General features: G+C 66.0%; 20 protein-coding genes. 13 read left to right on the forward strand and 7 right to left on the reverse strand.

Features of this window, described 5'->3' with window-relative positions; all coding sequences use genetic code 11:
- Positions 1–23: 23 nt before the first annotated feature.
- The 6 genes from DMB86_RS03395 to DMB86_RS03420 all read left to right on the forward strand — a co-directional run bounded on the left by DMB86_RS03395 (position 24) and on the right by DMB86_RS03420 (position 6,033).
- The gene (locus DMB86_RS03395) at positions 24–1,307 is read left to right on the forward strand and encodes an ABC transporter substrate-binding protein (RefSeq protein ID WP_113716551.1); all 1,284 of its coding nucleotides are present in this window, start codon (positions 24–26) and stop codon (positions 1,305–1,307) included.
- A 110-nt stretch (positions 1,308–1,417) separates the two neighbouring features.
- Complete coding sequence (locus DMB86_RS03400) at positions 1,418–2,356, forward strand: carbohydrate ABC transporter permease (protein WP_227878574.1); 939 nt, start codon at positions 1,418–1,420, stop codon at positions 2,354–2,356.
- Positions 2,353–3,240 carry a carbohydrate ABC transporter permease gene (locus DMB86_RS03405; RefSeq protein WP_113716552.1) on the forward strand — a complete coding sequence of 296 codons (888 nt, stop codon included), beginning with the start codon at positions 2,353–2,355 and terminating at the stop codon, positions 3,238–3,240. The genes DMB86_RS03400 and DMB86_RS03405 overlap by 4 nt, the downstream gene beginning before the upstream one ends.
- 10 nt (positions 3,241–3,250) lie before the next feature.
- Entirely contained in the window at positions 3,251–4,399 is a 1,149-nt protein-coding gene (gene dgoD, locus DMB86_RS03410; RefSeq protein ID WP_113716553.1) for a galactonate dehydratase, read from the forward strand.
- 7 nt (positions 4,400–4,406) lie between these two features.
- Positions 4,407–5,063 (forward strand): bifunctional 4-hydroxy-2-oxoglutarate aldolase/2-dehydro-3-deoxy-phosphogluconate aldolase, encoded by a 657-nt coding sequence (locus DMB86_RS03415; RefSeq protein WP_113716554.1) that lies wholly within the window; start codon positions 4,407–4,409, stop codon positions 5,061–5,063.
- 10 nt (positions 5,064–5,073) lie between these two features.
- A complete protein-coding gene (locus DMB86_RS03420; RefSeq protein WP_227878575.1) occupies positions 5,074–6,033 on the forward strand; it encodes a sugar kinase in 960 nt (319 codons plus the stop codon).
- Positions 6,034–6,042: 9 nt separating this feature from the next.
- Here DMB86_RS03420 and DMB86_RS03425 read toward each other — a convergent pair whose 3' ends face one another.
- Positions 6,043–6,711, reverse strand: coding sequence for a response regulator (locus DMB86_RS03425; protein WP_113716556.1), 669 nt, complete (start codon positions 6,709–6,711; stop codon positions 6,043–6,045).
- Positions 6,708–8,354, reverse strand: a complete 1,647-nt coding sequence (locus DMB86_RS03430) for an ATP-binding protein (protein WP_227878576.1) — start codon at positions 8,352–8,354, stop codon at positions 6,708–6,710. The genes DMB86_RS03425 and DMB86_RS03430 overlap by 4 nt, the downstream gene beginning before the upstream one ends.
- A gap of 213 nt (positions 8,355–8,567) precedes the next feature.
- Between DMB86_RS03430 and DMB86_RS03435 the strand changes: the two genes are divergently transcribed.
- From DMB86_RS03435 to DMB86_RS03455, 5 genes are all read left to right on the forward strand, one after another.
- Positions 8,568–9,407: an ABC transporter ATP-binding protein gene (locus DMB86_RS03435; protein ID WP_227878577.1), complete on the forward strand. Its 840-nt coding sequence runs from the start codon at positions 8,568–8,570 to the stop codon at positions 9,405–9,407.
- Positions 9,404–10,261: an ABC transporter permease gene (locus DMB86_RS03440; RefSeq protein ID WP_113716557.1), complete on the forward strand. Its 858-nt coding sequence runs from the start codon at positions 9,404–9,406 to the stop codon at positions 10,259–10,261. The genes DMB86_RS03435 and DMB86_RS03440 overlap by 4 nt, the downstream gene beginning before the upstream one ends.
- A 66-nt stretch (positions 10,262–10,327) precedes the next feature.
- On the forward strand, positions 10,328–11,419 hold the full coding sequence (locus DMB86_RS03445; RefSeq protein ID WP_113716558.1) for an ABC transporter substrate-binding protein: 1,092 nt from the start codon (positions 10,328–10,330) through the stop codon (positions 11,417–11,419).
- Positions 11,420–11,551: 132 nt separating this feature from the next.
- Positions 11,552–12,118 (forward strand): orotate phosphoribosyltransferase, encoded by a 567-nt coding sequence (gene pyrE / locus DMB86_RS03450; protein WP_113716559.1) that lies wholly within the window; start codon positions 11,552–11,554, stop codon positions 12,116–12,118.
- Positions 12,119–12,193: 75 nt separating this feature from the next.
- Complete coding sequence (locus DMB86_RS03455) at positions 12,194–12,817, forward strand: thymidine kinase (RefSeq protein ID WP_113716560.1); 624 nt, start codon at positions 12,194–12,196, stop codon at positions 12,815–12,817.
- Positions 12,818–12,886: 69 nt separating this feature from the next.
- On the opposite strand, the gene DMB86_RS03460 is transcribed toward DMB86_RS03455, so the two are convergent.
- Positions 12,887–13,681, reverse strand: a complete 795-nt coding sequence (locus tag DMB86_RS03460) for an HAD-IIA family hydrolase (protein WP_113716561.1) — start codon at positions 13,679–13,681, stop codon at positions 12,887–12,889.
- 115 nt (positions 13,682–13,796) lie between these two features.
- Between DMB86_RS03460 and DMB86_RS03465 the strand changes: the two genes are divergently transcribed.
- Together DMB86_RS03465 and DMB86_RS03470 are read left to right on the forward strand one after the other, a co-directional pair.
- Positions 13,797–14,498 carry a TrmH family RNA methyltransferase gene (locus DMB86_RS03465; RefSeq protein ID WP_113716562.1) on the forward strand — a complete coding sequence of 234 codons (702 nt, stop codon included), beginning with the start codon at positions 13,797–13,799 and terminating at the stop codon, positions 14,496–14,498.
- 180 nt (positions 14,499–14,678) lie between these two features.
- Complete coding sequence (locus tag DMB86_RS03470; RefSeq protein ID WP_227878578.1) at positions 14,679–16,679, forward strand: S53 family peptidase; 2,001 nt, start codon at positions 14,679–14,681, stop codon at positions 16,677–16,679.
- Between the two features lie 87 nt (positions 16,680–16,766).
- Here DMB86_RS03470 and DMB86_RS03475 read toward each other — a convergent pair whose 3' ends face one another.
- The 4 genes from DMB86_RS03475 to manD are packed head-to-tail and all read right to left on the reverse strand — an operon-like array spanning position 16,767 to position 21,281.
- Positions 16,767–17,810: a sugar kinase gene (locus DMB86_RS03475; RefSeq protein ID WP_227878579.1), complete on the reverse strand. Its 1,044-nt coding sequence runs from the start codon at positions 17,808–17,810 to the stop codon at positions 16,767–16,769.
- Positions 17,807–18,481, reverse strand: coding sequence for a bifunctional 4-hydroxy-2-oxoglutarate aldolase/2-dehydro-3-deoxy-phosphogluconate aldolase (locus DMB86_RS03480; protein ID WP_227878580.1), 675 nt, complete (start codon positions 18,479–18,481; stop codon positions 17,807–17,809). Before DMB86_RS03480 ends, DMB86_RS03475 begins: the two co-directional genes overlap by 4 nt.
- Positions 18,478–20,058 (reverse strand): UxaA family hydrolase, encoded by a 1,581-nt coding sequence (locus DMB86_RS03485; RefSeq protein ID WP_335645024.1) that lies wholly within the window; start codon positions 20,056–20,058, stop codon positions 18,478–18,480. Before DMB86_RS03485 ends, DMB86_RS03480 begins: the two co-directional genes overlap by 4 nt.
- The gene (gene manD, locus DMB86_RS03490; protein WP_113716564.1) at positions 20,055–21,281 is read right to left on the reverse strand and encodes a D-mannonate dehydratase ManD; all 1,227 of its coding nucleotides are present in this window, start codon (positions 21,279–21,281) and stop codon (positions 20,055–20,057) included. The genes DMB86_RS03485 and manD overlap by 4 nt, the downstream gene beginning before the upstream one ends.
- Between the last annotated feature and the right edge of the window lie 16 nt (positions 21,282–21,297).

Genomic DNA, 21,297 nt, shown 5'->3' on the forward strand with positions numbered 1-21,297 from the left:
GTTATCAAGAAAAGGAAGTCGTAATGAAGCGACGCTCTGTACTCCAGCTTCTGGCGGTTGCCGTTGTTGTTCCGTTTGGCGTTGCAGCCTGCGGTGGCGGCGGCGACGGAAAGGCCTCCACCACGGTTCGTGTCACGCTCGCCAACCACGTGTGGACCGACGGCATCAAGGCCGCCATCCCCGAATTTGAAAAGTCCTCCGGACTCAAGGTCGAACTGACACAGCTTGGCGAAGACCAGCTGTCCGACCAATACAACGTCAAGCTCAACGCGGGCAGCGACGAAATTGACGTCATGATGTACCGCCCCCTGCAGGAGGGCAAGCAGTTCGCCAAGAACACCTACCTGGCAGACCTGACCCAGCACGTCACGTCCGACGCCTCCTGGGACTGGAAGGACTTTCAGCCGGGGCCCGTGACCGCCAGCACCTTCGACGGAAAGGTGGTCGGCGTGCCGATCATCACCGAGCGCGAAGTGCTCTACTACCGTAAGGACCTGCTGGACGCCGCAGGCGTGTCGGTTCCCAAGACCATGGAAGAGCTGGAAGCCGCAGCCAAGAAGATTTCCGGGGCCAACAAGGGAATTGCCGGCTTCGTGGCGCGCACCAACAAGTCAGCCGCCGTCACACAGTTCTCCAGCTTCCTGTACAGCTTCGGCGGGGACTTCATGGATGATGCCGGGAAGTCGGCCATTTCAACCCCCGAGGCCAAGGCAGCCTACGCGTTTTACGGCGGCCTGATCAACAAGTACGGGCCCGCCAACGTCAGCACCGACATGAGCTGGCCCGAGGCCATGGCCATCTTCACGCAGGGCAATGCGGCGTTCTACACGGAGGCCGACTCGCTGTACAAGAACGCCACAGACCCCGCGAAGTCCAAGGTCGCCGACAAGGTCGGCTTTGCCGCCTTGCCGGCCGGTCCCGCAGGCGCCAAGCCCTACAACATCCCGTCGTGGGGGCTGGCCATCAACTCGGCTTCGGGAAACCAGGAAAACGCCTGGAAGTTCATCCAATGGGCCACCTCCAAGGAGCGGACCCTCGCGGCACAGAAGGCAGGCGTCCCCGGTCCCCGCAGTTCCGTCTGGGCGGACGCCGACGGCACCTCGACGTACCCGAAGGATCTGGCCGCGGCCATCGCGTTCAGTGCCGAACACGGGGTGGGACACGACCGGCCACTGGTGATTGCCGTCGGCAAGGCACGTGAGATCGTGGGCGCGCCCATCGTCACCGCCATCAGCGGCGGGGATTCCGCCGCCGCCGCCGCGACGGCCAACGACGCCTTTGCGAAGTTCCTGGCGAGCGACACGTAATCCCCGGCCCGCGGCGGGAACGGGACACGCCGTTCCCGCCGCACCGTTCCGCACCGCGCCGGCCGCCTGCACGGCGGCGCGGAAAATTCCCACAATTCCCTAGGTGAACCATGTCTGTTTCCGTAAAGGCCCCGGCCGGACGCCGGGCGGCGCCCGCACCGCGGTCGTTTTCCGACTGGGCCAACCAGCACAGAAAGTGGCTGTTTGCCGCGCCGGCGATGATTTTCGTTGGCGTGCTGATCATTTTTCCGCTGGCCTGGACCGTCTACCTCAGTCTGACCAACTCGCACGGGTCGGTGCGGGCGCCGTCGGACTTCATCGGCCTGAAGAACTACATCACGGTGCTCTCGGACACCGACCGCTTCTGGCCTGCCGTCGGGCGGACGGCGTACTTTACATTTACGGCGCTCGCCGTCGAAATGGTCCTTGGCATGGTCATTGCCCTGCTCCTGTGGCGGCCCTTCCGCGGCGAAAAGTGGGTCCGCGTCGCCATCCTCATGCCGCTGGTGGCGACGCCGGTGGCCGTCGGCATGATGTGGCGGCTGATCTTTGATCCCAACATTGGCTTTGCCAACCAGATGCTCGGCTGGGTCGGCATTCCGCCGCAGCCGTGGCTGTCCGGGCAGCACACGGCGCTTCCCACCACCATTTTCATGGACATCTGGCAGTGGACGCCCATGGTCGTGCTCATCCTGCTGGCCGGCCTGACATCGCTGTCCGATGAACCGGACGAGGCGGCCCGCGTGGACGGGGCCAACGCCAGGCAGCGGTTCTTCTACGTCACCCTGCCGCTCATGATGCCCACCGTGATCGTCGCCATCCTGCTGCGCAGCATCGACGCGTTGAAAACCTTCGACATCCTCTACGCCACGAAAGGCAAGGGCGGAGGGTCCTTCCACGAGGTCGAGACACTGAACGTGTACGCCTACGGGCTCAGCTTTGACTACAACGAATACGGCATTGCCTCCGCCGTGCTCATTATCTTCTTCCTCATCATCATCGCGTTCATGTGGATATTGACGCGGCGCAGGAAAGGCGCGAACCCATGACACCTTCACTCCTCCCGGCCGCGCGCACGCGGACGGCTCCGCAGGGGATCCCGCCCCGCCGCCGCAAGCCGCTGTCGGTACGGGCCTATAAATGGTTCCGGGTCGGGTCGCTCATCGTCGTGGTCCTGGCACTGCTTGCCCCGCTGGCCTGGCTTTTCGCATCATCGTTGAAAACCAATGTCGACATTTACGATGCTGCAAAGACCTTTGCCTTTACCCCCACGTGGGAAAACTACGCCAACGTCCTGACCCGCAACAACTACTTTGTCTACATCTTCAACAGTTTCTGGGTGGCCTTTGTCTCCACCGCGCTGTCCCTGCTGCTTGGCGTCCCGGCGGCCTATGCCATGAGCCGCTTCACCATGCAGCGTTCGGCCCTGGTGGTCCTGATGGCCCGTGTCATCCCCGGCATTTCACTGCTGGTGCCCTGGTACTACGTGTTCTCCAACATGCGCATGGTGGGCGGGTTCACCGTCCTGATCCTCAGCCACATGTTCGTGGCGCTGCCATTGATCGTGTACATCATGATGAGCTACTTCGACTCCATGCCGCTGGAGCTGGAGGAGTCCGCGCAGGTCGACGGGCTGACCCCGATCGGCGCATTCCAGAAGATCACGCTCCCGCTGTCAGTTGGCGGCATGGCCACCGCGGGCATCCTGGCGTTCATTTTTTCGTGGAACAACTTCATGTTCGCCCTGGTGCTCTCCGGCGCCCACACGAAGACCCTGCCGGTGGCGATTTTCGACTTTGTCTCCTATGCCAGCATCGACTGGGGCGGGCTGATGGCCGCCGCGACCGTGGTCACGGTGCCGATCATGGTGATTGCCCTGTTTACGCAAAAATACATCGTCTCCGGCATGACCGCCGGGGCAACCAAGGGATAGGCGTGCCTTCGTGACCCGCATTGTCAAGATAGAAACATTCCTGGTCCCGCCGCGCTGGCTGTTCGTGCGGATCGAAACGGCAAGCGGGATCGTGGGGTGGGGGGAGGCCACCTGCGAGGGCCGCAGCGAAACCGTGCGCACCGCCGTCGAACAGCTCGCCGAGATCCTCCTCGGTGCCGACGCGCTCCGCATCGAAGACCACTGGCAGGTCATGACCAAGGGCTCCTTCTACCGGGGCGGGCCCATCCTCGCCAGTGCGGTTTCGGGCCTTGACCAGGCGCTCTGGGACATCGCCGGCAAGCACTTCAACACCCCGGTCCACCAGCTCCTTGGCGGGCACGTCCGCGACCGCATCAGGGCCTACGGCTGGGTGGGCGGCGACGAGCCGGGCGAAATCGCCGAATCCATCCAGGCGCAGCTGGACGTGGGGCTGACCGCGGTCAAAATGAACGCCAGCGGGCGGATGTCCCCTGTCGCGTCCGTGGCCGAGATCGACGGCGTGGTCCGGCGGGTGGCGGCGGCACGGGAGGTCCTTGGCGAGCACCGCGACGTTGCCGTGGACTTTCACGGCCGGTTCACCCTGGCCAATGCGCGGCGCGTGGCACCGCTGCTGGAGCCGTACCGGCCGTTTTTCCTGGAAGAGCCCGTGGTCCCGGAAAACACGCACCTGCTGCGTGAATTCACCCGGTCCACCACCACCCCGGTCTCCACGGGGGAGAGGCTGTACAACCGGCAGGAGTTCCTGCCGGCGCTGCAGGCAGGCATTGCCGTGGCGCAGCCGGACCTCTCGCATGCCGGCGGCATCACCGAAGTGCGCAAAATTGCGGCCCTGGCCGAGGTTTACGACGTCCAGTTGGCCCCGCACTGCCCCCTCGGCCCGCTGGCGCTCGCCGCCTGCCTGCAGGTGGGGTTCGCCACACCCAACTTCCTCATTCAGGAGCAAAGCATCGGCATCCACTACAACCAGGGTGCCGAGGTCCTTGACTACGTGCTGGACAAGGAACCGTTGAAGTTTGTGGACGGGCACTTTGAGCGCCTGCGCGGGCCGGGACTGGGCATTGACATTGACGAGCGTGCCGTGCGCGAGGCCGACAAGCGCGGCCATGCCTGGCGTGGACCGGTCTGGCGGCACGCCGACGGCTCGTTTGCGGAATGGTGAGGCAGCAATGAACCAAACACCGGAAGACTTTCTCGCAGGGCTCCGGGCAGCCAAGCTCGTGGCCATTGTGCGCGGCACGGACAGGGACGCCGCCACGGCCGCGGCGCTGGCCCTCATGGAGGAGGGCTTCCGTTACGTTGAAGTGGCCCTCACGACGCCGGACGCGCCCGCCGCCATTGCCGCCATCCGTGCATCGGCGCCCCCTGGTGCGCTTGTCGGCGCCGGCACGGTTTTGAGCGTCGCCGACGTCAAGGACGTGGTGGCGGCCGGAGCCCAGTTCATCGTCACGCCCGCACTGGCGGACTCCATCCGCGAGGCCGCCCGCCGGGACCTCCCGGTCCTGGCGGGAGCCCTGACCCCCACCGAAGTGCACGAGGGCATGAACCGCGGAGCCACCCTGGTCAAACTCTTCCCGGCGTTCATTGGCGGCCCACGCTACGTCAAGGCACTGCTGGATCCGTTCCCATCGGTCCCGCTGGTCGCCGTCGGCGGAGTCGGCGCCGCGGACGCCGCCGCCTACTGGGATGCCGGAGCCGCCGCAGTGGGACCCGGCAGCCCGCTGGTCGGTGACGCGGCATCGCCGGGCGGGGACCTGGATGCGCTGCGGGCCCGTGCCCGGGACTACCTGCGGACGGCGGCCGGCCACCCGCGCGTGGACGGCTGAGGACGACGCCGTGACTTCCGTTGACGTGTTGACCTTCGGGGAGACCATGGTCTCGCTGCGCTCCGACGGGCCCCTGGCCCAGGGCGGGACGCTTGCCATGCACGCCGCCGGGGCAGAATCGAACGTGGCTGTCGGCCTGGCCCGACTGGGGCACTCCGTGCGGTGGGCCGGGCGCGTGGGCCGCGACCCGCACGGGGATTTCATTGAACGGGCGCTGCGGGCCGAGGGTGTGGACCTTGTCCTGGCCAGGGACGGCGGCCGGCCCACAGGGGTGATGTTCCTGGAACGCCGCACCGCGGACGTCAGCCGCGCGTTTTACTACCGCCGCGGTTCGGCCGGTTCGCGCATCAGCCGCCCGGACCTCGAGGAGCCCCTGGCCGACGGCGCCAAGGTCCTGCACCTGACCGGAATCACCCCTTCCCTGTCGCCGCAGGCACTCGACGCCTTTGCGTTCGCCGCCGAAACCGCTGCCGGGCGGGGCATGCTTGTCTCCCTCGACGTCAACTACCGCGCCAAGCTATGGTCCCGGGAGGAGGCACGTGCGGCCCTTGCCCCGGTGGCCCGGCATGCCGGCGTCGTCATCGCCTCCGATGACGAGCTGGACCTCCTCTGCGCGCGGCCCCGCGGTGCCGACGGCGTCGCCGGAACGGCCGCCGAGCTGCTGGAAACCGGGGTCCGGGAGGTCGTCGTCAAGCTCGGTGCGCGGGGCGCCGCGGCGTACACGGCCGACGGTACCAGCCATGCCGACGCCGTTGCCGTCGAGGTGGTGGACACCGTGGGCGCCGGGGATGCCTTTGTGACCGGCTACCTGTCCGCGCTCCTTGAGGGCGGGGACGTTGCCGCGCGGCTGCGGCGCGGAGCCACGTTGGGCGCCTTCGCCGTGAGCACGGCGGGCGACTGGGAGGGCCTTCCGCGCCGGGATGAACTGGCGCTCCTGGATGCCCTGGCGCCCGGCAGCACCGACCGCTGAACGTGCCGCCTACGCGATGGTGTACGAGTTGAGCGGGCGGCCCGTGGTTCCGTAGCTGAGGTCGAGGACCACCAGGCCCTTGCGCTCCAGCGCCCCGAGGTAGCGCTGGGCAGTGGGCCGGCTGACCCCGAGCTTGTCCGCGATCTCAGCTGCGCCGACGGGGCCGCCGGCTGTCCTGACGGCGTCGAGGACCTTCTGCATCGTGGGTTGCAGGCGCGGTGTCGGCGCCGCGGCGCGGACCGCAGCGGACCTCGTGCTGTACAGGCTGTCCACCACGGCCTGGCTGGCCGTAGGCGCGGAGTCCAGTTCGTGCCGCCAGCGTTCGTAGGCCTCCAGCTGGGTTCGCAGCTGCTCAAAGCTGAAGGGCTTGACCAGGTAGTACACCGCGCCGCTGCTCATGGCCGACCTGACCGTGGCCAGGTCCCGCGCGGCAGTGATGATGATGCAGTCAATTTGCGTGCCGGCGGCCTGCAGGGACCGCAGCAGGGAGATTCCGTCCTCATCCGGCAGGTGCACGTCAAGCAGCAGCAGGTCCGGGGACAGCCGGGCGATGGCCTCCCTGGCCGATGCCGCGCTGTACACCTCGCCCACGCATTCAAAGCCGTCAACGCGGGCCACCCGTGCGGCATGGATGCGCGCAACCCTGAAGTCGTCGTCGACCACCAAAGTCCTGATCACTGCGTGTTCCTCGCTTCCATGCCTGCCGTGTCCCCAGTTTCCGCGTGCGCCGGCAGCCACACCTCAAAGTTACCGCCCGGCCCTGGGAAAACATCGAGGGTTCCCCCGGCGCGGTGCACAATCCGCCGCACCAGGGCCAAGCCAATGCCGCGGCGCATGCCGGGCCTGGTGTCCTTCGTGGAATAGCCGTCCACCACCACGTCGTCGATCTTGTCCGCGGGCACGCCGGGGCCGTTGTCCCGGACCGCGATGAAGACGCCGTCGGCGTCGTCAAGCTGGACGCTCACGGTGCGGGGCCGGGGGGAGCTGGCCAGCGCATCCACGGCGTTGTCCAGGAGGTTTCCGACGATCGTCAACAGCTCCGTCTGGTCCACCAGGGGCCGTTCCAGCCGGGACTCGGCGGTGACCTCGATCCGCACGTCCTGTTCGGCCGCCACGGTGATCTTCGCCAGCAGCAGGGCGGCCAGTTCCGGCGGGGCAATGCGCGAGCGCAGCCCCTCGCCCAGGGAGCGGGACGTGGCGGAGATCTGTGAGACATACGTCCTGGCCTGGTCCACGTCGCCGAGTTCCAGCAGCCCGTCAACAACGTACAGGCGGTTGGCGTATTCATGCTCCAATGCCCGCATGGCCTCCATCAGGCCCTGGACGGAGTGCAGGTCGCGCACCAGCCCCTCGATCTCGGTCCGGTCCCGCAGCGTCACCACGGAGCCGATGCTCCGCCCGCCGATGGACACCGGCATGCGGTTGACCACCAGCAGCGCGTCCTCCGTCAGCGCCACCTGGTCGACGCCGTCGAGCGTCCCGGTGAGCAGCTGGCGCAGCCGGCCGTCCGGAACCAGCTCGGCGACGGGGGTCCCCAGTGCCGTCTCCTCGACCTTGAGCAGGCGCCGCGCCTCCTCGTTGATCACCGTCACCCGGCCGTCGTCGTCAAGCCCGACGACGGCCTCCCGGATTCCATGGAGCAGCGCCTCCCGCTCCTGCAGCAGGAAGGCGATCTCGGCCGGCTCCAGATTGAAGGTGACACGCTTGATGCGCCGCGACAACAGCAGCGAGCCCGCCACGCTGAGCAGCAGCACCAGCGCCGAAAAGCCCGCGATCAACCAGATGTTCGACGCCTGCTCGTCCCGCTCCCTGGTGTCCAGAATGCCGACCGACACCTCACCGATCACGGCGCCGTCCGCGCCGAAGATCGGGGCCTTGGCATTGGCGGAGAGCCCCAGGCTGCCGGGATCGAAGCCGAGGTGTGTCTTTCCGTCCAGGACGGCGACGGGTTCTTCCAGCTTCCGCCCGATCAGGGCCGGGTTGGGGTGGGAGTACCGGATGCCGTCGCGGTCGGTCACCACCACGTAGGAGGGATTGGCCGAGGCCACGATTTTCTGGGCCAGGGCCTGGATGCTGCGGTGGGGGTCCTTGGCCTCCAGCGCCGAGCGGACCTCGGGCATGGCGGCGGTGGTGGTGGCGATGCCCAGCGCCCGCAGCTGGTACTGCCGGTCCAAGGTCTGGTTGCTGACAACGGTGAACAGGAACGCGCCAAGGACCACGGCCAGCACCAGCAGCGAGAGCATGCTCAGCAGGATCTGGGTGGTCAGCGTCATGGACCGGTGCCGCCCGCGGGCCGCGTGTGCCGGGGAAATGCCGTTCACCGCTGCCGCCTTCCGGATTGCTCTGGGCGCGTGGTGCAGAAAACGCACAAAACGTGCACTTTTGCGGATAAGTTGCACAACTTACTGAAGTCTTTTGGCACCGACCATCTCTTTCTAAGCTCGACATAGTTTATGTGATCCGACTCACGTACGCGAACGAAGCCAGGAAGGGAAAAAGTGACAACGGTGTCAGAACTACACAGAAGCGGCCACGTGCCGACAACGCCAGCGGGCGGGGGAGGCGATGAGGCGGGGCGCATCGAAATCCGCGGCCTGACCAAGCGCTACCTCACGCCGAAGGGGGAGACGTTCACAGCCATCCAGGATGTGTCGCTCACCGTGGAGCCGGGGCAATTCTGCGCGATTGTCGGGCCAACGGGCTGCGGCAAATCGACCACGCTGGCCCAGGTCTCGGGCCTGGAGCGGCCCAGCGCCGGCTCCGTCAGCGTCGGCGACCGCGTCGTGGAGGGCATCACCAAAGGCGTCAGCTACATGTTCCAGGCGGACGCGCTGTTCCCCTGGAAGACGGTGCTCAACAACGTGCTGATCGGTCCGGTCCTGCTCGGCACGCCTAAGAAGGAAGCAACCGCCCTGGCCATGGACTGGCTGCGCCGGGTTGGCCTGTCCGGCTTTGAGGACCGCTACCCCCACCAGCTGTCCGGCGGCATGCGCAAGCGCGTCGCCATGGCGGCGGCGCTGATCAACAATCCACGGATCCTGCTCATGGACGAGCCCTTCGGGGCCCTCGACGTGCAGACCAAGGCCATCATGCAAAACGAGCTCCTGCAGCTCTGGGAGGGGCTGCGGCCCTCGGTCCTGTTCATCACCCACGACCTGGACGAGGCCGTGGCGCTCGCCGACAAGGTGGTCATCATGACCAGCAGCCCCGGCTCGGTCAAGAACGTCTTCGACATCGACCTGCCCAGGCCGCGCGGCGACGTCCAGCAAATTCGGCACGAGGAACGCTTCCTGGAACTGCAGGGGCAGATCTGGTCTTCCCTGAAGGACGAGGTCACCCGCGCCTACAAGCAGACGGCAGGTGTGTCAGCATGACGGCAACCATCGCGGTTGAGCAATCGACCGACATCCAGGCCGAGGGCCGGCGCAAGGCCCGGCGGCGCACGTCGGCCATCTGGATCGGCCGCATCGTCCTGGCGGTCGTCGTGATCGGGGGCTGGCAGTGGTTTACGGCGGTCGGCTGGGTGGACAAGTTCTTCTTCGGCCAGCCGACCGAAGTCTGGAACAGCCTGGTCAAGCTCTTCACGGACGGCACGGCGTTCGGCTCGATTTGGGAGAACCTGTGGATCACGGTCCAGGAGGCGATCTTGGGATTCCTGGTCGGAACCCTCGCCGGAGTCATCCTCGGCATCCTCCTGGGCTCCAACCGGTACCTGTCTGAAGTCGTCGGACCCTACATCCGGATCGTCAACTCCATTCCCCGCATCGTGCTCGGCTCGATCTTCATCGTGGCCTTCGGCCTCGGCATGGGTCCGAAGGTGCTGCTCGCCGCGGTGCTGGTCTTCTTCGTGGTCTTCTTCAACGCCTTCCAGGGCGTCCGTGAGGTGGACCAGAACCTGATCTCGAACGTTCGGGTCCTGGGTGCCTCGCCGCTTCAGGTGGCCATCAACGTGACCATCCCGTCCGCGATGACCTGGATCATTGCCAGCCTGCACACGGCGTTCGGTTTTGCGATCATCGGCGCCCTGGTCGCCGAGGTCCTCGGCGCCCAGCACGGCGTCGGACTGATCATCAGCCAGGCGCAGGGGACCTTCGATCCAAACACCGTCTTCGCCTGCATGGTCATCATTGCCGTCGTCACGCTGGGCGCGGAATACCTCATCAGCCTGCTGGAGAGTTCACTGCTGAAGTGGCGACCGCCGAGCCGTTCCGAGGCCCAAGCCATCTGAGTACCCCGTTCCATTCACTGAATTAGGCAAACGCCCGGATTTCGGGAAAAACAAGAAGGAAAAATCATGATCAAGCACAAGATCTACGCGGCCGCGGCCGCCGGGACCATGGCGCTCAGCCTCGCCGCTTGCGGCGGCGGCGCCGCAAGCAGCAGCAGCGGTGCCAGCGGCGCCGCCTCCGTTCCCACCGTCAAATTGATGGTGGGCGGCATCGACAAGCAGATTTACCTGCCCTACGAACTCGCCCAGCAGCTGGGCTACTACAAAAAGTACGGCGTGAACGTGGAGCTTTCCACGGAGCAGAACGGCGGCGTCGGCGCCGAGGACGCCATGGCCTCCGGTCAGGTCGACATGGCCGGTGCCTGGTACGTCCACACGGTTGACTTCCAGGCCAAGGGCAAGGATGTCATCAACCTGGTCCAGCTCTCCGGCGCCCCGGGCGAACGCATCATGTGCGGAAACGACAGCGGCGTCCATTCGGCAGCCGACTTCAAGGGCAAGACCATGGGCGTCACCGACCTCGGTTCCGGCACCGACGAGCTGACCCAGTTCGTCGCCTCCAAGGCCGGCGTCACGAAGAAGGATTACCACACGCTCGCCGTCGGCGCCGGGTCCACGGCCATCGCCGCCATCCAGCGCAAGTCCGCCGACTGCGTCATGACCACCCAGCCCACCGTCGGCGCCCTGGAGAGCAAGAAGCTCGCCTACACCGCCGTCGACCTGGCCACCTCGGCCGGGGCCACGAAGGCGCTCGGCGGCGACTGGCCCGCTGCCGGCGTCCTGGCCAACGCGAGCTGGGTCAAGGACCACGAGGACGCCGCCCAGAAGGTGGTGGACGCCCTGGTCGCGACGATGCATTGGATCAACACGCACACCGCAACGGACATCGCCAACGCGCTGCCGTCGTCGTACGTCCAGAACAGCACCATCAGCAAGGACCAGTACATCGCCGGCCTGACCACGGACAAGGGGCAGTTCCTGCCCGACGGGATCATGCCCGCCGGCGGACCGAAGGTCATCTTCGCCATGGAGAAGGGCAACGGCGTGGACACCTCGAAGGTCACCATCGCCGGCACGTTCACCAACAAGTACGCGCTGGCGGCGAACAAGCTGGAGGGCTTCACCACCACCACGACGCCTGCCGGGGCCGACGGGTAGGCCGGAAGGCAAAACTGAACAATCCTGTCCCGTTCTGCGCGCCACTCCCACCGGGTGGCGCGCAGAACGGCGTCATGCGCAAGGCCCGTGGCTGGCCGTGCGCACAACAGGACACCACCTAGAATGGAGGCCATGACCCAGACACCTGCCGCCGACCGCGCCCGCCTGCTCGAACTCATCAAGGAACTGGCCGTGGTCCACGGCAGGGTTACCCTCTCCTCCGGCAAGGAGGCCGACTACTACATCGACCTGCGCCGCATCACCCTCCACCACGAAGCCTCCCGCCTCGCCGGCCGCGTCATGCTGGCCATGCTGGACGACGCCGGCATCGAGTTTGAGACTGCCGGCGGCTTGACCATGGGTGCGGACCCCGTCGGCACGGCCCTGATGCATGCGGCCGCCGACGCCGGCCGGGCCATTGACGCGTTCGTGGTCCGCAAAGCCCAAAAGTCCTACGGCATGGGCCGCCAGGTGGAGGGTCCGGGCGTCGACGGGCGCGACGTCGTCGTGCTGGAGGACACTTCGACCACGGGTGGCTCCGCGCTGGCCGCCGTCGAAGGCGTGCGTCGGGCGGGCGGCAACATCAAGGCCGTCGCCGTGATCGTGGACCGCGACACGGGCGCCAAGGAGCGCATCGAGGCGGAAGCCGGAGTGCCATACCTGTTCGCGTTTGGCAAGGACGAGCTCGGCCTCGACTGACCCAAGAGGCTGTCGAGACACCGGCGGCGGAGCCGTGACGGCAGAAGCCAACATCCAACGCACGAAAGGACCGTTTTGGCCAAGCTGTACTTCCGCCACGGCGCCATGAACTCCGGCAAGTCGACAGGCCTGCTCCAGGTCGCCTTCAACTATGAGGAACGCGGGCAGCGGGTGCTGCTGGCCAAGCCCGGCGTCGACACCAAGGGCGCCGGGGAGGTTGTCTCTCGGCTGGGGATGACGCGCAGCGTGGACTTCCTGATCCAGCCCGCCGACGACGCCCGCGCGGTCTTTGCCGCCCATGCCGCCGGCGACGACCCGGATGCGCTGCTTGAACACGTCCAGGTCCCTCCCGTGGCCTGCCTGCTGGTGGACGAGGCGCAGTTCCTGACGCCCGCGCACATTGATGACTTGTTCCGCATAGCCGTCCTGGACCGCGTCCCGGTCATCGCGTACGGGCTTCGCACCGACTTCCGCACCCGCGCCTTCCCTGGATCCGCGCGGCTGCTGGAGATTGCGCACTCCCTGGAGGAGCTAAAGACCATCTGCCGGTGCGGGCGCAAGGCCCTGTTCAACACCCGCCGGGTCGGTGAGGACATAGTGTTCGACGGCGACCAGGTCGCCATCGACGGCGCCGACGTCTGGTACGAGTCATTGTGCGGAAACTGCTACCTGGAGGCGTCGGGCGGCCGCCTGCTGTAGTGGGCGCGCGAACGGGCAGATGATGGCGATGTTGGGCCCCGACGCCGCCGTTGCCTCCCCATTCGCGCGTCAGATGTGCGCGATCAGGTCGGCCACGGAATCGAGCACCTGGTCCGGCCGGAACGGGTAGGCGTTGATGTCGGCCGGCTGTGTGATGCCGGTGAACACCAGCACCGTGTGAAGTCCGGCCTCCATGCCAGCGATGATGTCGGTGTCCATGCGGTCGCCGATCATCGCCGTGGTTTCCGAATGGGCCTCGATGCGGTTCATGGCGGACCGGAACATCATGGGGTTCGGCTTGCCAACAATGTACGGTTCACGGTTCGTTGCCTTCGTGATCAGGGCGGCGATGGCCCCGGTGGCCGGGATCGGGCCCTCGGCGGACGGGCCGGTGGCGTCGGGGTTGGTGGCGATGAAGCGGGCCCCCTCGGCGATGAGCCGGATGGCGCGCGTGATCGCCTCAAAGGAATAGGTGCGGGTTTCCCCGAGCACCACATAGTCCGGGTCCTGGTCGGTGAGGATGAAGCCGGCCTCGTGCAGCGCCGTCGTCAGTCCCGCTTCGCCAATGACAAAGGCACGCCCGTGCGGCATCTGCGCCTTCAGGAACTGCGCCGTGGCCAGGGCCGACGTCCACAGGTTCTCCTCGGGCACCTCCAGGCCGGAGGCCCGCAGCCGGGCGGCGAGGTCCCGCGGGGTGAAGATCGAATTGTTGGTCAGCACCAGAAACCGCTTGGACGTGTCCACCCACCGCTGGATCAGCTCCGCGGCGCCGGGAACGGCCTGGTTTTCATGGACCAGCACCCCGTCCATGTCGGTGAGCCAGCATTCAATGTCGGCAGGCTTGCGGTTGGTCAGCTTGGTCATGGTGCCTCCTGGTGCCGAATGATTCCCTTGGGTCCCAGTCTGGCAGATGGATGGCCGTGGCGGCCGGTGAACGTGACGACACCCGTCCGCGCGGGCCAGCGGCTAAAATTGGACCGTGACCAGTCCCCCCAATGCCCCTGCCCGCGAGCCCGCCGAAGCACTAGAGCCCGCCGAGGCGCTGGATTCCGCCGGGCGCCCGGAACTGCACCACGAGGTGGGCGTGGGCCCGTGGGAGGGTGAACTGCCCGAGGGCGCGCACTGGGACCCGGAACTGCTGGCCGCAGGCGACCGGCGCAACGTCCTGGACCAGTACCGCTACTGGACGATGGACGCCATCATCGCCGAGCTGGACACGCGCCGCCACGATTTCCACATCGCCATTGAAAACTGGCAGCACGACATGAACATCGGCACCGTGGTGCGCACCGCAAACGCCTTCCTGGCCAAGGAAGTCCACATCATCGGACGACGCCGGTGGAACCGCCGCGGGGCCATGGTCACCGACCGCTACCAGCACGTCCGCCACCACCCGAGCGTGGACGACTTTGTGGAATGGGCCGCCGGCGAGGGACTGGCGATCATCGGCGTCGACATCTTCCCCGACTCCGAAAAACTGGAGACCTTCGACCTGCCACGCAACTGCGTGCTGGTCTTTGGCCAGGAAGGCCCCGGACTCAGCGAGGAGGTGCACGCCGCCGCGCAGACCACGCTGTCCATTGAGCAGTTCGGCTCCACACGCTCCATCAACGCCGCCTCAGCCGCCGGAATCGCCATGCACGCCTGGATCCGCCGCCACGTGTTCAACCAGCTGGTGTAGCATCCCGTCCTGGCCGCAATTGGCTGCTGTCGTACGGGACAACAGTTTTTACACGGCATCGTGCAACGTGTAACAAAAGACCAAAAAGTTTGCCCACAGGCTCTAGTCAGCCCTCATGCGTCGGGTTTAGGCTCGGGCATGTGCGGGCGCAGAGGGTGCCCGACCGGTGGAGGATCTCTAATGAGAGCACCAGGCAAACCACGAAAATTCGTCACCAAAATTCTGGCCACCGGCGCGGCCGTGGCCTGTGTAGTTGCGATGGGTGCCACGGGTGCCACGGCCGCCCCCGTGTCGCCGGACACACCGTACCCCGGCTCGGTCCCCAGCTGGGCCCAGCCGTCAAACGACCAAGGGGCCGCCGCCGCGGACACCTCGGTTGAAGGCGAACTGTTTTTGTCCTTGCGCAACCAGGACGGTGCGAAGGCACTGGCCGAGGCGGTCTCCAACCCACGCAGCAGCAAGTACCACAAGCCGTTGAGCCCGGCGCAGTGGATCGCCCGGTACTCGCCCTCGAAGGCCGACTATGCCGACACGGTAAGCTTCCTGAAGTCCAAGGGGCTGACCATCACGGGAACGCCCGACAGCAGGCAGTACGTGGTGTTCCGCGGGACCGCCGCCCAAGTGAACGCAGCCTTTGGCGCGCAACTGCACCGGTACGATTTCAAGGGAACCACCCTGGTCGGTCCGTCGAAGGCGCCCCAGCTGCCGAAGGCCGTCGCAGCCCACGTTGTGGGCGTCACCGTGGACCAGGGGGCAGCGAAGCACCCGAATTATGCCACGCCGGATGCTGGGCAAAATGCGGCGCCGCAGGCGCGCACGGCGCCAGCCGCCCCAACCGCAGCCTGTTCAAACTATTTCGGGCAGAACTCCGATACCGTGCCGACGGCGTATGGCAAGACGAGCTTTCCGACCAACATCTGTGGATACACGCCCAGCCAAATCCAGTCGGCCTACGGCAGGGGCGAGCTTGCAAAAACCAGGCCCGGCAACGGCGGCAGGCACGGGCAGGCACCGGACGGCAGAGGCCAGACCGTGGCGATCATTGACGCGTACGCGTCGCCCACCATCCTCGCCGACGCCAACGCCTATTCCACCGCCTACGGCCTGCCGCCCCTGAACTCGAGCAACTACCGGCAGATCGTCCCGTCGCCGCCCCAGTTCAAGGATGAGAAGCTTTGCTCGTTCCCCAGCGGCTGGCAGCCGGAGCAATCACTCGACGTCGACGCCGTGCACGGCACGGCGCCGGGCGCCAAGATCCTCTACGTCGGAGGCGACAACTGCAACGCGGGGATCGACCTTGCGCTGTCGACGATCCTTGACGGAAAGCTGGCCAACATTGTCAGCAACAGCTACGGCAACCAGGGCGAGGCAGTGTCGGCCAACTATCTTTTCGGCCAGGTCAACCTGGAACTGCAGGCCGCGGGTGAAGGCATCGGGCTGTACTACTCCAGCGGCGACAACGGCGACGAGGCGGCCGGCCTGGGCTACGCGTCCCCGGACTTCCCGGCCAGCTCGCCGTGGGTCACCGCGGTGGGCGGCACCAGCCTGGCCATCGCCAAGAACGGTTCCTACCAGTTTGAAACCGGATGGGGCGACACCAGGGACCAGATCGTCAACGGCGCCTACAGCGCGCCACTGCCCGGTCCATTCCGGTTCGGGGCCGGCGGCGGTGTGAGCGCCGCCTTCGCGCAGCCCGCCTACCAGAAGGACGTGGTCCCGAACTCCCTGGCCAACGGAAAACGGGTATCGCCGGATGTCTCCTCGGTGGCGGATCCGTACACGGGCTACGTTGTGGGCATCAGCTCCATCAATGACAACGCCACGCTGTCCACGGACCCGTTCGCCATCTTCACCTATGGCGGCACGTCCCTGGCCTGCCCCCTGACCGCCGGCCAGATGGCCGTCGCGCAGCAGGTCTCAGGAAAGGTGCTTGGTTTCGCGAACCCGGCCATCTACGCTGCCAGCCGGCAACAGGCCCGGACGGTGAGGGATGTCGTGCCCCCACGGACGCAGCAGGCGCTGGCGTTCACCAGCACCAGCACGGGCGGCAAGTACCTCGTCTCGCTGAACTTGGACACCTCGCTGACAACGGCGAGAGGGTACGACGACGTCACCGGCCTCGGGAGCATGAACTACCAGTTTGCGCTTGCCGTCGCCCAACAGCGGCGCCACGGCGGCTGACGCCTGTTCCTGATGTGTTCACGGGCGGGCCCCGGCGCGTACGCCGGGGCCCGCCCGTGGTCGTGGAAGTCCGTGCTCTGCCGCACGCTAGCGGAATACCTGCTCCGTCGCCTCCAGCATTGCCAATTCACTGCGGCGGGGCATGCCTTCCCAGTCGCCCGGCACCAGACAGGCGAAGGCCCCGGTCCGGACCGCGGTCACCAGCCGCTGGGCAACAGGCTCGGCGCGGAGCAGCTCGGCGAGGTATCCAGCGACGAATGCGTCGCCAGCCCCCACGGTGTCCACGGGACGGATGGGTACCGCAGGCTGGGTGAAAAGCTCACCGTCAACCAGGGCCGTGGCGCCGGCGGCACCGCGCTTGATGATCACTTGGGACGGGCCCAGACCGGCAATTCGGCGTGCCAGAGTGTCGGGTCCGGTGCACTCACCCACGGCAATGGCCGCCTCGTCATCGCCTGCGAAAACCACATCGGCTTTGGCGATCAGGGCCTGAAATGCGATCGAGGCTTCCGCGCTGGACCACAGGGCGGAGCGGTAGTTCAGGTCAAAGGAAACCAGTGTTCCAGCCTCCCGCGCCCTTGCCACCGCGTAGTGGATGGCATCGGCGGCGGACGCAGACAACGCTGGAGTGATGCCGGTGACGTGCAAAAGCTTCGCGCCAATGATGAGATCTGTTGGAATGTCTTCTGGTGAAAGCCGCGAGCCGGCGCTGCCGGCCCGGTAGTACATCACATTCACGGCATCGGCTGTCCGGCGTTCCTTGATCATCAACCCGGTGGGCGCCGTCCCGTCACGGACGGCGCTGAGCTGCAGGTCTTCTGCCCGCAATTCGCGAAGTACCAGATCTCCCAGACTGTCGGAGCCGACCCTCCCAATCCACGCCACCGAGGCTCCCAAGCGCCGCAATGCGATGGCCACGTTGCTTTCGGCCCCGCCTATCCCCAGTTCCAGAGACGCAGCATGGGACAGTGGACCCGGCGCAACAGACCTCATCAGGGCCATGGTTTCCCCGATCGTGACCACGTCGATGACCTTGCGCGGCCAAACGATTCCCGGTGGAGGGGAATGTTCGGCGGATTCCGCCGGCCAGCCAGGTTCGCCATCCCGGGGGGCATCCAGGACGCGATTCATCGTGCGCCCCTGGCTGCGACGGCGGCAGCCGCCAGTGCCGTGACGCGTTGGGCGCGCCCGGTCAGGGCGGTGAGGTCCCCGCCACGAAACGCGTCGCCGAGCAGCGGGCCGCCCAGGCTGACAGCCAATGCCCCGGCAGCGATCCATGCGGGGGCGTCCTCAATGGATACGCCACCCGAGGGGATCACCTCGATGTCGGGGAACGGACCGCGCAGGTGCCCGACATAGCCGGGTCCAACGGTCCCGGCCGGAAAGACTTTCACGGCCGTGGCCCCGGCGTTCCAGCCTGACCATAGCTCGGTGGGGGTTAGCCCGCCGGGAAAGATCGGCACGTCGCGGTCCACGGCAGCCTCGACCACCTCCAACTTGGTGACCGGCGTCACTAAAAATGCTGCCCCGGCATCCATGGCCTCATTGGCTTGTTCAGCCGTGGTGATGGTCCCTACGCCGATGTCCACTCGGGCACCAAACAGCTCCACCAGAGCGGGAAGATGCGCAAACACTCCTTCCGTGCTCAGCGTGAGTTCAATGGAGGTGACGCCCCCTGCGGCCAGGGCCTCGATGACTGGGGCATATTCACTGGCATGGGAGGCGCGCAATACCGCCACGACAGGATTCCCACGCAGGGCCAGCCCTACTCCGGGGCGCCTGGTCATTCGTTCCTGACTCATGTCACTGTTCCCAACTGCCACGGTACGAACTCTTCCTGTCCAAGATCAAGCTCTTCGCTGACGGTCTCCTGGCCGGAGGCGACGGCGAGAATGGTGGCGAAAATTTGTTCGCCCATTTCCTGTACCGTGCATTCGCCATCCACGATGACCCCGCAGTTGATGTCCATGTCCTCGGGCATCTGCCGGTACATTTCCGTGTTCGTGGCCAGCTTGATGCTCGGCACCGGCTTGCACCCCAAAACTGAGCCGCGGCCCGTGGTGAAGCAGACGACGTTGGCGCCCCCTGCAACAATCCCAGTCACCGAAACGGGGTCGTAACCGGGAGTGTCCATGAAGACGAAGCCATGTTCCGTCACGGCCTGGGCATATTCGTAGACGGCCGCAAGTTCGGCCTGGCCGCCTTTCGCTACCGCTCCGAGCGATTTCTCCAGAATGGTTGTCAGACCACCGGCCTTGTTGCCAGGGGAGGGATTGTTATCCAGGCTGCCTCCGCCCCGCGCAGCATACCCCTGCCACCAATCGATCCGGTCAAGCAGCTTTTGGCCCACTGCTTCAGAGACGGCCCGCCGGGTCAGTAAATGTTCGGCACCGAACACCTCCGGCGTCTCAGCGAGGATTGATGTGCCGCCGTAGGAAACCAGCAGATCTGATGCCACGCCGAGGGCAGGGTTCGCCGTGATTCCTGAATAGCCGTCGGAGCCGCCGCAGTTGAGTCCCAAAATCAGTTCCGAGACATCGATTGGCTCGCGCTGCAGTGCGTTGATGTCGGGCAGCATTTCCTTGATCCGGGCAACAGCGGCCTTTACGGTGGCCCGGATCCCGCCGGTTCCCTGAATGGTCATCCGCTCAATCAGCTTGGCGGGGTCATCGGCGTCAAGGAATCGGTCGGTTTGCAGCATTTCACAGCCGAGGCCAATGACCAGCAAACCGGCGAAGTTCGGGTGCTTGGAATAGCCGTGAAGGGTGCGGACCAACACGTCGGCGCCTTCACTGCCCAAGACCATGCCGCAGCCGCTTCCATGGGTCAGCGCAACAACACCGTCCACATTGGGGTAGGCGTCCAGCACCGGCCCACGAAACTGTTCTGCGATCATTTTGGCTGTGCTCGCGGAGCAGTTGACGGAGGTGAGGATGCCAACGTAGTTTCGGGTTCCAACCCGGCCGTCCTTGCGGCGGTACCCCATAAATGACGGCCGGGGGCCCGGCCGGACCGGCGGGGAAATCCGGGCCGTGCCGAAGGCGTATTCCCGGGGTCCGGTGTCCATGCCGAGATTGTGGGTGTGGACATGCTCGCCGCGCTTGATGGGTCGCGTTGCCAGACCGATGGACTGGCCGTATTTGTGCACCTGGTCTCCGGCACTGACATCGCGCAGGGCAATCTTGTGTCCGCGGGGAACGTCGGTGCTGACCGACAGGGGCGCCTGGCCAGGGTGGTCCACCACGGATCCTGCCACCAAGGCCGAGGTGGCGACAGCAACGTCGTCGCCCCCGGCCAAAATCAAGATGCTTCCGCCGTCGCGGGCCGTCCCCTGGCCGTGGGCAGCTCCGGCGTGCCGTAGAGGCTGGGGGGAGTTCACCAGTCATGCACCGTCCCGTCAACTAGACGGTTGACCGGCAAATACGCCGGCGTGTACTGGTACTGCTCGGCACGTTGATCGTTGTAATCCACGCCGAGCCCCGGGTTGTCCCCTGGATGTAGAAGGCCTTCCTGGAACGTGTAACTGGTCTCGAAGACTTGCAGTGTTTCGGGCGAATGTTTCATGTACTCCTGGATGCCAAAATTGTGGATGGCCATGCCCAGGTGCAGCTGGGCCGCCTGCCCGACCGGGGAGATGTCGGTGGGCCCGTGGAAGCCGGACTTGATCTGGTAAATCGCAGCGAAGTCCATGATCTTGCGCAGCGCGGAGATTCCGCCCGTGTGGGTCACGGCCGAGCGGACGTAGTCGATCAGCTGTTCGGTAATCAGCGTTTGGTAGTCGTAGATGCTGTTGAAAACCTCACCAATGGCCAGCGGTGTGGTGGTCTGGGACCGTACCCGTCGCAGCCCTTCCTGGTTTTCCCCCGGGGTGCAGTCTTCGAGCCAGAACAAGTCGTAGGGCTCCAACGACTTGCCCAGCGTTGCGGCCTGATTGGGGGTCATCCGGTGGTGGCCGTCGTGGAGCAGGATCAGTTCGGGACCAAACTCTTTCCTGACGGCAGCAAAAACCGTGGGGACGTGGCGCAGGTAGGCGCGTGTGTCCCATGTTTCCTCAGCCGGCAAGGGCAGGCGTTTGGCTGGCTCGTAGTCGTAGCGTTCGCCAGGGCGTTGGTCCGTGGCAACGCCGTAGATCTGGCCCAGTCCCGGGACGCCGGTCTGCACGCGGATGGCCTTGAAGCCTTGGTCCAAGTGGTTCCGGATGGAATCAAACAGGGATGGCGTGTCTGATCCCGAGGCGTGTCCGTACGCCAAGGCTCCGGTGCGGGATGCGCCGCCAAGCAACTGGTACAGCGGCATCCCAGCCGCCCTGGCCTTGATGTCCCATAGGGCCACGTCCACGGCGGCAATTGCGGCCATCGTGACGGGTCCACGGCGCCAATAAGCGCTGCGGTACAAGAACTGCCAGGTGTCCTCAATCTTTTGCTCGTCCCTTCCGAGCAGCAAGGGGACCACGTGCTCCTTCAAATACGCCGCCACCGCCAATTCACGGCCGTTGACCGTGGCGTCGCCAAGGCCCACCACGCCTTCCTCGGTGGTGATGCGCAGCGTGACAAAATTCCGGCCCGGACTGGTAATCAGTACCTCAGCAGAACGAATCGCCATGGTTTTCTCCTCTAGT

The organism is Arthrobacter dokdonellae (assembly GCF_003268655.1).
GTDB lineage: Bacteria > Actinomycetota > Actinomycetes > Actinomycetales > Micrococcaceae > Specibacter > Specibacter dokdonellae.